Origin of the sequence: Streptomyces sp. MZ04 (assembly GCF_004684775.1) — a bacterium.
Taxonomy (GTDB): Bacteria; Actinomycetota; Actinomycetes; order Streptomycetales; family Streptomycetaceae; genus Streptomyces.
In genome coordinates this window covers 1-11164 of sequence record NZ_SRIC01000264.1, presented here as the reverse complement: position 1 = coordinate 11164, position 11164 = coordinate 1, and the positions used below count along the sequence as shown (strand labels likewise).

Annotated in this window: 6 protein-coding genes, 3 tRNA genes and 2 pseudogenes; 6 read left to right on the top strand and 5 right to left on the bottom strand. The window is 70.3% G+C overall.

What is annotated here, in order from left to right; all coding sequences use genetic code 11:
* A partial coding sequence (locus E2651_RS34790; RefSeq protein ID WP_348541686.1) for a GAF domain-containing protein occupies positions 1 to 1570 on the top strand: 1570 nt, incomplete at its 5' end.
* A 293-nt stretch (positions 1571 to 1863) separates the two neighbouring features.
* A pseudogene (locus E2651_RS46230) lies at positions 1864 to 1910 on the top strand (hypothetical protein); the annotation flags it as partial.
* Positions 1911 to 2841: 931 nt separating this feature from the next.
* On the opposite strand, the gene E2651_RS34775 reads toward E2651_RS46230, so the two are convergent.
* The 3 genes from E2651_RS34775 to E2651_RS34765 all read right to left on the bottom strand — a co-directional run bounded on the left by E2651_RS34775 (position 2842) and on the right by E2651_RS34765 (position 3244).
* Positions 2842 to 2918 (bottom strand) — tRNA-Ile (locus E2651_RS34775).
* A gap of 175 nt (positions 2919 to 3093) precedes the next feature.
* A tRNA-Asn gene (locus tag E2651_RS34770) sits at positions 3094 to 3166 on the bottom strand.
* Positions 3167 to 3171: 5 nt separating this feature from the next.
* Positions 3172 to 3244 (bottom strand) — tRNA-Asn (locus tag E2651_RS34765).
* 137 nt (positions 3245 to 3381) lie between these two features.
* Between E2651_RS34765 and E2651_RS34760 the strand changes: the two genes are divergently transcribed.
* The 4 genes from E2651_RS34760 to E2651_RS34745 all read left to right on the top strand — a co-directional run bounded on the left by E2651_RS34760 (position 3382) and on the right by E2651_RS34745 (position 9060).
* Positions 3382 to 3684: a YtxH domain-containing protein gene (locus tag E2651_RS34760; protein ID WP_135335250.1), complete on the top strand. Its 303-nt coding sequence runs from the start codon at positions 3382 to 3384 to the stop codon at positions 3682 to 3684.
* Positions 3685 to 3745: 61 nt separating this feature from the next.
* On the top strand, positions 3746 to 5182 hold the full coding sequence (locus tag E2651_RS34755; RefSeq protein ID WP_135335249.1) for an FGGY family carbohydrate kinase: 1437 nt from the start codon (positions 3746 to 3748) through the stop codon (positions 5180 to 5182).
* Positions 5183 to 5407: 225 nt separating this feature from the next.
* On the top strand, positions 5408 to 7141 hold the full coding sequence (locus tag E2651_RS34750) for an ABC transporter ATP-binding protein (protein WP_135335248.1): 1734 nt from the start codon (positions 5408 to 5410) through the stop codon (positions 7139 to 7141).
* A complete protein-coding gene (locus E2651_RS34745) occupies positions 7141 to 9060 on the top strand; it encodes an ABC transporter ATP-binding protein (RefSeq protein WP_135335247.1) in 1920 nt (639 codons plus the stop codon). Before E2651_RS34750 ends, E2651_RS34745 begins: the two co-directional genes overlap by 1 nt.
* 43 nt (positions 9061 to 9103) lie before the next feature.
* On the opposite strand, the gene E2651_RS34740 is transcribed toward E2651_RS34745, so the two are convergent.
* Complete coding sequence (locus E2651_RS34740) at positions 9104 to 10411, bottom strand: RNA polymerase sigma factor (RefSeq protein WP_135335246.1); 1308 nt, start codon at positions 10409 to 10411, stop codon at positions 9104 to 9106.
* A gap of 232 nt (positions 10412 to 10643) precedes the next feature.
* A pseudogene (locus E2651_RS34735) lies at positions 10644 to 11164 on the bottom strand (DNA primase); the annotation flags it as partial.

Sequence of the window (11164 nt, the reverse complement as noted above, 5' to 3'; positions counted from 1 at the left end):
CCCCCTCGACCCGCTGCTCGACGCGGTGCTCGGCGTCGGCACGGATCTCGAACTGCACGCCACGCTCCAGCACCTGGTGGCCGGCGCGGCCGAGCTGACCGGCGCCCGGTACGGCGCGCTCGGCGTCATCGACCCCGCGCACGGCAAGGTCACCGACCTGTTCACGACGGGCCTGACCGAGGCCGAACGGGACCGCATCGGCCGCCTCCCGGACGGCCACACGGGCCTCATCGGCGCGCTGATCACCGACCCCCGGCCGCTGCTCATCGACGACCTGACGGCCGACCCGCGCTCGTGCGGCGTACCGCCGGGGCATCCGGAGATGCACAGCTTCATCGGCGTACCGATCCACGTCCACGACGAGGCGTTCGGCAATCTCTATCTCACCGAGAAGCGCGGCGGCCCCTTCACGGAGGAGGACCTCCAGCTCCTGCGGGTCCTGGCCAGCCAGGCGGGCATCGCGATCGGCAACGCCCGCCTGTACGAGGCGGCCAGGCAGCGCGAGCGGTGGATCGACGGCGCGGCGGCGGTGACCACCGCCCTGCTGACCGGCGAGCCCGCGGCGGACGCGCTGATGACGGTGGCGGAACAGGCCAGGATCCTCGCGGACGCCACGGCGGCGGTCATCCTGCAGCCGACGGACCAGGGCGGCATGCGGATCGTCGCGGCGGCGACGGAGGACGACGCCCCCCGGACGGCGCCCGCCCGGTCCCTGCAGTCCCGCCAGAGCGACCTCATCGGCACCACCATCGAGCCCGGCAGCGCGGTCCTCGAACAACTGCTCGGCGGCGAGCCGGTGTTCATCGAGGACTCCGCGACCGACCCCCGGATGACCACCCACGTCCGCACCCGCTTCGGCCCCAGCATGATGCTGCCGCTGCAGGCGGGCGGCAGGCTCATCGGGACGCTCGCCCTGCCCCGCTCCCGCGGCGCCCGCGCGTACACCTCGGTGGAGCGGCTGCTCGCCACCCAGTTCGCCTCGCAGGCAGCCCTCGCGCTCGTCCTGGCGGACGCCCAGCAGAGCAGGCAGCGCCTGGCGGTGTTCGAGGACCGCGACCGCATCGCCCGAGACCTGCACGACCTCGTGGTCCAGCGGCTCTTCGCGACCGGCATGATGCTGGAGTCGACCCGGCGCAGGGCGGGCTCACCGAAGGTGGAGTCCACCCTCGACCAGGCGGTGGACGAACTGGAGTCGACCATCCAGGAAGTGCGTACGGCGATCTTCGCCCTCCAGCAGCCGCCCGCCGACGCCCCGACGACGTTCCGCGGCAAGGTGCTCCGCGAGGCGGCGGGCGCCTCCGCGGTGCTCGGTTTCCAGCCGTCGGTGCATTTCGCGGGACCGGTCGACACGAAGGTCACGGATCCGGTCGGCACCCAGCTCCTCGCGGCCCTGCGCCGCGCCCTGGCCGCCGCGTCCCAGCGCCAGGACTGCTCCCGCATCGACGTCGTCGTGGACGCCCGCGCCACCCTGCCCGACGGCAGAAGCGGCGTACGGCTCACGGTGCACGACGACGGGGCGACGGAGGACGGCGCCACGGGCACGACCCTGACCTGGCAGTCGCCGGTCTGATCAGAGATCGGCCTGGGCTGACGGGCGGCGTCGGAGGGGCGGGGCGGCTCCGGACAAATAGGTGACCACCGCACATACTTCGTACGGCGCCGTCGGAGTGACCGGGAGCGCTTGGCATGACGGAGGCCCCGTACGGCCGGGCGGGAGCGATGTGATCCGTGTTCTTCTCGTCGAGGAGACAGACCTCGTGCGCGGGGCACTCGCGGCCCTGCTGACATCCGAAGAGGACATCGAGGTGGTCGGGGAGGCACCGGGGAACGAACAGACCGTCACCCGGGCTCTGTTGTAGGGAGCTGGAGATTCTGCGCCTCGCGGGGGACGGCACGCCGACGCGTGAGATCGCCGACCGGCTTTCGCTGTCCGTGGGAACGGTCCGCAACCACCTGAACACCGCCTGCTCCAGTACGCCGTCGGCCGACACGCAGTACCGGTCGGCGAAGGCCCCGTACCTGACATGGAGGGGACCGTCCCCCCCCCCAGCGCAGATCGCTGAGAATGTGCGGTCCCGGTCTGCCGTCGAGGACGGCTCCCAGCCCGGTGAGCACACACGCGCACTGGGCCTCGTCCACGGGGTAGACCGTCACGAACTTCCCGCTCGACCCGCGATGCGCGTACTTCGTGTTGGCGAGGAACAGGGCATCCATGCCGGGAAGGAACTTGAAGGCGATGCGGCGCGGGACGCGGTAGGCCCACACCGCTTCCAGGATCGACTCCGCGTTGTCCGGGCACGCCGAGACGTGGATCTTCCAGCCCTGCGGCGGGAGCACCACGTCGGTGGGACGGCAGACCAGCCACTCGTCGAGTTCCTCGCGCGCCCACGATGTGGGGAGCGGACGCCCGGCCTGCGGGAAGCGGCCACGCGTCCGGCCGTGGTGCGGCGCATCGTAGAAATGCGGGTGGGTGAGGCAGTACACCTCGTAACGCTTGTCCACGAAAAGCCTCCCGGGCGGGCGCGCGCTCTCCTTCCTGGGCGGATGCCTCGCAGCGCTGGGGCGGCGCCGGACGGCCGGGGTGTCCGGACGGCCGGGGTGTCCGGACGGCCGGGGTGTTCAGGCCACCTTCCCGGTGCCTCGTCCCTTCCACGATGGCAGTGTTCGTGGGCACGGACATCGTTCGTCTGTCACCGGACGTGCATGAGATGCGCATGGCCCGACCGTGCGCATCTCCCAGCAACGGGCCGGCCAACGATCTCCAGGACACCAAAAAGGCCCCCTCCGATGGTGGGGGCCGCACGTCGTCCCTGCATAAAACGATCCTGCAGGGGCAACACATGGTGGGGCGGGTGGGACTCGAACCCACGGCCGACGGATTATGAGTCCGCTGCTCTAACCGGCTGAGCTACCGCCCCTAACGGCGCGTCGCGCACATTTGTGCGCGCCGTCTGCCGCAGCATAGCCGCTCATACGATCTCCTGCTTCGGATGGTCGGCATCGCTCGACCATGAGGACCGCAGTGCTGCCCGCATGGTTCCACCGGGCAGAAAAAAGGACCCCTGAGAGGAGTCTCAGGGGTCCTTCTCACAGCTCTCCCGACTGGACTCGAACCAGTAACCTGCCGGTTAACAGCCGGCTGCTCTGCCAATTGAGCTACAGGAGACCGAGCTCCCCCGACTGGACTCGAACCAGTAACCTGCCGGTTAACAGCCGGCTGCTCTGCCAATTGAGCTACAGGGGATCGTCTCGTTCGCAACGATGTCACCTACCTGGGGATTCCCGGGCGGCGGTCCCTCGCTGCGACACATACATTAGCGCAAGCAGGGGGGTGCTCCGCCAATCGGTATCCCCCTCCGACGCAAGGGAAGGGTGGCAGCCATGCGCTACCGGCTCACATTCGTGGCGGGACTGGCTCTCGGGTACGTGCTCGGGACCCGGGCCGGACGCGAGCGTTACGAGCAGCTGAAGAAGTCCGCCCGCGAGTTCGCGCAGAACCCGGCCGTGCGCAACACCGTCGAGTCCGCGAGCCAGCAGGGCCGCGATGTGGCGGGCAAGGCCTTCCACTCGGTGTCCGAGAAGGTCGGCGACCGGGTGCCCGACTCCGTGGCCGACCGGGTGCGGTCGCTGCGCGAGCGGGGGCAGTCCCCCGTCGAGGACGACTGGGGCACCAGCAACACCTAGCCGGAGCGCCGGCTGGGGCCTGCGGTACGGGACACGGTGCGCGGTGCGGCAGAATTCCCCCATGGGGATAGTCGCTGGGCTGGACAGTTCGCCCGATTTCACGCGCATCGTGGTCTGTGACTCGGACACGGGCGCCGTACTCAGGCAGGGCCATGCCCCGCATCCGCTGGAGAGTGAGAGCGGAGGGCGGCCTTCCGACGTCGATCCCCAGGCCTGGCTGCTCTCGCTCGGCGAGGCCGCGGGCGGCGGGCTGCTCGAGGGCGTGCAGGCCATCGGCGTGGCCGCGCAGCCGAACGCCCTGATCGCCCTGGACCAGCACGGCAACACCGTCCGGCCCGCGCTCGTCGGCAACGACCGGCGGGCGCAGGTCGCCGCCGCCGATCTGATCGACGGGTTCGGCAGCCGCGAGGCCTGGGCGCAGGCCGTCGGGTGCGTGCCGCAGGCGGCGCAGCCCGTGACGAAGCTGCGCTGGCTCGCGCGGACCGAGCCGGAGGCGGCGCAGCGCGTCGCCTCGCTGATGCAGGCGCACGACTGGCTGGTGTGGCAGCTCCTCGGCCGTCCCGCACGGCGCACGACCGACCGCGGCGGGGCCTCCGGGACCGGTTATTGGTCGGCGGCGACGGGGGCGTACCGCCCTGATCTCGTCGAACTCGCGCTCGGGCACCAGGTGATGCTGCCCGAGGTGATCGGCCCCGCCGAGGTGGCGGGGACCACTCCCGAGGGGCTGCTGATCTCGGCGGGGACCGGCGAGACGATGGCGGCGGCGTTCGGGCTCGGGGTCCAACAGGGCGACGCGGTCGTCTCGTTGGGGGCCTCGGGGTCGGTGATGGCCGTGCATCACGAGGCGCTCGTCGATGCGAGCGGGACGATCACCTCCCTTGCCGATGCCACCGGGATGCATCTGCCGGTGGTGCACACGCTGAACGCGGTGCGGGTGCTGCGGGGCGCCGCCGAGATGCTGGGGGTTGCCGATCTCGAAGGGCTCTCCGATCTGGCCATGAAGTCGACGCCGGGTGCGCACGGGCTCGTACTGCTGCCGTATCTGGAGGGCGAGAAGACGCCGAATCTGCCTCATGCGGCGGGCACGCTGACCGGGCTGCGGCGGGAGTCGATGCGGCCCGAGCATCTGGCGCGGGCCGCCTTCGAGGGCATGCTGTGCGGGCTCGGTGACGCGCTCGACGTACTGCGCGGGCGCGGTGTGGAGGTGCGCCGGGTCTTCCTGCTCGGCGCGGCGGCCGAGCTGTCGGCCGTGCAGGCGGCGGCGCCGATGCTGCTCGGTACGCAGGTCGTGGTGCCGCAGCCCGCGGACTACACGGCGATCGGCGCGGCACGCCAGGCGGCCTGGGCCCTGACGGGGCAACTGCCGCACTGGCAGGGGGCGTCGGCGCAGGTCTTCGAGCCGGGCGAGGAACTGGCCGTGGGCCAGGCGGTGCGCCAGCAGTACCGGACCGTGCGGGAGCAGTCACACCCGGGGGCACTCGCGGCGAGCGGTTCCTGAGGGCGCCGGGGAGGAGCGCCCCGAAGGGGCGCGGGGCTGTGACATGTGCGGCTCCGCCGCGTGGGCGCGACAAGCCACGACGCACCCGCGGGGACGTACCTACTTATTGACCCAGGCAAACTTTTTACCGGGTCATGGCTTAATCGGTTGCACGCACCCCGGTGCAGTACCGGAGGATAGGGGCGCCCACGCCAGAAACCCGCCCACGCCTCTCGAGAGACCCGCGTGCTCATACGACTCCTGCGGGCCCACTTGGGCCCGTACAAAAAGCCCATCGCCTTGCTGGTGCTGCTGCAGTTCCTGCAGACCTGCGCCTCGCTGTATCTGCCCACGCTCAACGCCGACATCATCGACGAGGGTGTCGTGAAGGGGGACACGGGCTACATCCTGTCGTTCGGCGGTCTCATGATCGCCGTCACCGTCGTCCAGGTGGTCTGCAACGTGTGGGCCGTCTACTACGGCGCCCGCACCGCCGCCGCGCTCGGCCGCGACATCCGGGCCGCCGTCTTCGACCGCGTGCAGTCGTTCTCCGCACGGGAGTTGGGCCACTTCGGGGCACCGTCCCTGATCACCCGGACCACGAACGACGTCCAGCAGGTGCAGATGCTGGTCCTGATGTCGTTCACGCTGATGGTGTCGGCGCCGATCATGTGCGTCGGCGGCATCATCATGGCCCTCGGCCTCGACGTACCGCTCTCGGGTGTCCTGGTCGCGGTCGTGCCCGTCCTCGGGATCTGCGTGAGCCTCATCGTGAAGCGGCTGCGCCCGCTCTTCCGCACCATGCAGGTGCGGCTCGACACCGTGAACCGGGTCCTGCGCGAGCAGATCACCGGCAACCGCGTCATCCGCGCCTTCGTGCGCGACGACTACGAGAAGGACCGCTTCCGGCAGGCCAACACCGACCTGACCGACGTGTCGCTCGGCACCGGCAAGCTGCTCGCGCTGATGTTCCCGATCGTCATGACCGTCGTGAACATCTCGTCGGTCGCCGTGGTGTGGTTCGGCGCGCACCGCATCGACAGCGGCGGCATGGAGATCGGGGCGCTCACCGCGTTCCTCGCGTATCTGATGCAGATCGTGATGTCCGTGATGATGGCCACCTTCATGTTCATGATGGTGCCGCGCGCCGAGGTCTGCGCCGAGCGCATCGAGGAGGTCCTGGACGCCGAGAGCAGCGTGGTGCCCCCGGCCGACCCGGTGCGCAAACTGCTCAGCCACGGCCACCTGGAGATCCGGGACGCGGGCTTCCGCTACCCCGGCGCCGAGGAGCCCGTCCTCAAGGCCATCCACCTGGTCGCGCGCCCCGGCGAGACGACCGCGGTGATCGGATCGACCGGCAGCGGCAAATCGACGCTGCTCAGCCTCGTACCGCGGCTCATCGACGCGACCGAGGGGCAGGTCCTGGTCGGCGGCGTCGACGTGGGCACCGTCGAGCCCGCGCTGCTCGCCAAGACCGTGAGCCTGGTCCCGCAGAAGCCGTACCTCTTCGCGGGCACGGTCGCGACCAATCTCCGTTACGGCAACCCGAACGCCACGGACGAGGAGCTCTGGCACGCCCTCGAGGTCGCCCAGGCCAAGGACTTCGTCGAGGGCCTGGAGGAGAAGCTCAACGCGCCGATCTCGCAGGGCGGCACGAACGTCTCCGGTGGTCAGCGCCAGCGCCTTTCCATCGCGCGGACGCTGGTCCAGCGCCCGGAGATCTACCTCTTCGACGACTCGTTCTCGGCCCTCGACTACGCGACGGACGCGGCGCTCAGAAGCGCCCTGTCCCGCGAGACCGCCGAGGCGACCGTCGTGATCGTCGCCCAGCGCGTGTCGACGATCCGGGACGCCGACCGCATCGTCGTCCTCGACGAGGGCCGGGTCGTGGGGACGGGGCGCCATCACGAGCTGATGGAGAGCAATGAGACCTACCGGGAGATCGTGCTCTCCCAGCTGACGGAAGCGGAGGCCGCGTAATGGCCGGTCCGGGCGGACAGATGATGGGGCCGGACTCCCGGTCCATGGACTTCAAGGGGTCCGGAAAGCGGCTCCTGGCGCAGTTCAGGCCCGAGCGCACCACGATGTACGGGATGATCGCCGCCGGCGTGCTCAGCGTGGCGCTCAGCGTGCTCGGCCCGAAGATCCTCGGCAGGGCGACCGACCTGCTCTTCGCGGGCATCGTCGGCCGCGACATGCCGGCCGGCGTCACCAAGGACCAGGCGATCGAGAACCTGCGGGACAAGGGCGACGGCGGCATGGCCGACATGCTCTCCGGGGTCGACTTCACGCCGGGCCAGGGCATCGACTTCGGCGCCGTCGGCGAGGTGCTGCTGCTCGCGCTCGGCACGTTCCTGGTGGCGGGGCTGCTGATGGCCGTGGCGACGCGGCTCTCGATCCTCGCCATCAACCGGACCGTCTTCCGGCTGCGCGGCGACGTACAGTCGAAGCTGTCGCGCCTCCCCTTGTCGTACTTCGACAAGCGGCAGCGCGGTGAGGTGCTCAGCCGGGCCACCAACGACATCGACAACATCGGGCAGACGCTGCAGCAGACCATGGGTCAGCTGGTGAACTCGCTGCTCACCATCGTCGGCGTACTGGTGATGATGTTCTATGTGTCGCCGCTGCTCGCGCTGGTGGCGCTGATCACCGTGCCGCTGTCGTTCTTCGTCGCCACGAAGGTCGGCAAGCGGTCGCAGCCGCAGTTCGTGCAGCAGTGGAAGACCACCGGCAAGCTCAACGCGCACATCGAGGAGATGTACACCGGGCACAGCCTGGTGAAGGTGTTCGGGCGTCAGGAGGAGTCGGCCAAGGCCTTCGCCGAGCAGAACGACGCGCTGTACGAGGCCGGGTTCAAGGCGCAGTTCATCAGCGGGGCCATGCAGCCGCTGATGCTCTTCATCTCGAACCTCAACTATGTCCTCGTGGCCGTGGTGGGTGGCCTGCGGGTCGCGTCGGGCGCGCTGTCGATCGGCGACGTGCAGGCCTTCATCCAGTACTCGCGGCAGTTCTCGATGCCGCTCACGCAGGTCGCGTCGATGGCGAACCTGGTGCAGTCCGGTGTCGCGTCCGCCGAGCGGATCTTCGAGCTGCTCGACGCGGACGAGCAGGAGGCGGACCCGATGCCGGGCGAGCGTCCGGATCAGCTGCGCGGGCAGGTCGAGATGGACCATGTGTCCTTCCGCTACGACAAGGACAAGCCGCTCATCGAGGACCTGTCCCTGAAGGTCGAGCCCGGTCACACGGTGGCCATCGTCGGCCCGACCGGCGCGGGCAAGACCACCCTGGTCAATCTCCTGATGCGGTTCTACGACGTCACCGGCGGGCGCATCACGCTCGACGGGGTCGACATCGCGAGGATGTCGCGCGACGAACTGCGGTCCGGCATCGGCATGGTGCTCCAGGACACCTGGCTGTTCGGCGGCACCATCGCGGAGAACATCGCGTACGGAGCGGCCAAGGACGTCACCCGCGAGGAGATCGAGGAGGCGGCGCGGGCGGCCCACGCGGACCGCTTCGTGCGGACGCTTCCCGAGGGCTACGACACGGTGATCGACGACGAGGGCACGGGGGTGAGCGCGGGCGAGAAGCAGTTGATCACGATCGCGCGGGCGTTCCTGTCCGACCCGGTGATCCTTGTTCTCGACGAGGCCACGAGTTCCGTGGACACGCGGACGGAAGTCCTGATCCAGAAGGCGATGGCTCGGCTCGCGCACGGGCGGACCTCGTTCGTCATCGCGCACCGGCTCTCCACGATCCGGGATGCGGACACCATCCTGGTGATGGAGGACGGGGACATTGTGGAGCAGGGGACGCATGATGCGCTTCTGGCTGCCGGTGGGGCGTATGAGCGGCTGTACAAGGCCCAGTTCGCTGAGGCCGTCGCCGAAGTCGACTAGCGCCGTCGGGGAGGACAGGGGCGCCCCTTCGGGGCGCGCCCCCTCAGTCCAGGTAACCCCTCAGTTGGTCCGCGAACGCGTGGTCCCGCAGCTTGTTGAGGGTCTTGGATTCGATCTGGCGGATGCGTTCTCGGGTCACGCCGAAGATCCGGCCGATCTCCTCCAAGGTGCGGGGCCTGCCGTCCGCGAGGCCGTAGCGGAGCTGGACCACCTTGCGTTCGCGCTCGCCGAGCGTGGAGAGGACCGCCTCCAGATGCTCGCGGAGCAGCAGGAACGCCGCTGATTCCACGGGACTTGTCGCGTCGCCGTCCTCGATGAGGTCGCCGAGCGCGACATCGTCCTCCTCACCCACGGGCGCGTGCAGCGACACCGGTTCCTGGGCCAGGCGCAGGACTTCGCTGACCCGCTCGTGCGGCAGGTCCAGGTGGGCCGCCACCTCTTCGGGCGTGGGTTCGTAGCCACGCTCCTGGAGCATGCGGCGCTGGACGCGCACGACGCGGTTGATCAGCTCCACGACGTGTACGGGTACGCGGATGGTGCGGGCCTGGTCGGCGAGGGCCCGCGACATGGCCTGGCGGATCCACCAGGTCGCGTACGTCGAGAACTTGTAGCCCCGGGCGTAGTCGAACTTCTCGACGGCCCTGATCAGGCCGAGGTTGCCCTCCTGGACGAGGTCGAGCATGGTGAGGCCGCGTCCCACGTACCGCTTGGCGACGGAGACGACCAGGCGGAGGTTCGCCTCGATCAGGCGGCGCTTGGCCATCCGGCCGGCGACCACCAACTTGTCCAGGTCGAGCGCCAGTTGGGAGTCCAGGTCGGGGGCGAGCCGCAGCTTCTCCTCGGCGAAGAGACCGGCCTCGACGCTGCGGGCGAGCTCCACTTCCTCCGCCGCCGTGAGCAGCGGGATGCGGCCGATCTCGCGCAGGTACTGCCGGAACAGGTCGGACGACGGGCCGCCGGTGTCGGTGCGGCCGCGGGGCGCCGGGGGCAGCTCGCCCGTGTCCGGTTCGAGCGCCTCGGCGGGTTCCGGGGCGTCCGGGGTCTCCGTGCCGGCGGGACCCGTCTCCGGGTGCCGCGCGGCGCGGCTCTGCGGCGGCACGGCCGCTATGACGTCCGCGCCGGCTTCCGCCCCCGCTTCCGCGGGCACGGCGGTCTGGCTCTGTGTGAGGGTCTGGGTCTGCACGGGGGCGACCTCCATGATGATCGCTGCTGAGGCGTGCGGCAGCGGTACAGCGGGATCGGCTTCCACGGCCTCGCCGCTGTCCGTCCCGAACACGATGTGTGGAACCGCGGGTGTACCGGATCCGCATTCGCTGTCTGCGGGCCGGCCGCGCTCCGAGGACTCAGGCACCGCAACCCAGTGTGGGGCACGACACACGGCCGCCACGAGGGGCGTGCGGTGACTTTTTGAGTCCGGTCCGTGACCGGGTGGTTACCCGACGGGTAACCGGAGCCGTCAGGGGTGAACCTCGGAACGCATCCGGGGCGGGCCCCAAAGCACGTCCGGGCGGGCCCTAAAGGGCGTCCGGGGCGGGCCCTAAAGGGCGTCCGGGGCGAGCCCTAAAGGGCGTCCGGGGCGAGCCCTAAAGGGCCTCCGCGCCTCGCTCGCGCAGCGCCTGGGCGTACTGCTGGAGGACCCACAACTCGTTCTGTACGGCGGTCAGTTGCGCCGGGTCGCCCTGGCCGCCCAGGCGGGTCAGGCTGCCCTGGACCTCGCGGATGCGGCGGTCGACGGCGCGCAGCCTGACCTGGACGAGCTGGATGCCCGCGTACATCTCGTCGACGGATCTGCGCAGGATCGCCTCCACGGCCAGCTCGGTGACCATGGCGCGCACCGAGTTGTCGGGCGCCGCGTCCAGGACCCGCGCCAGATAGGCCTGCGGCTCGGCGATGCCCGCGTCGGCGCCGCCCGCCTCCTCCACGCAGCGGCGCACGGCGGCGTACGGCGGCGCGGTGAACTCGTCCACTCCGTACGCGTCGAAGGTCGGGGAGACCAGCTCCGGGCGCTGCAGGGCCAGCTTGAGCAGCTCGCGCTCGGTGCGATGGGCGGGGCTGCGCAGGTTCAGCGCGGGCCCTGCAGCGCCCGGAGCTGGTCTCCCCGACC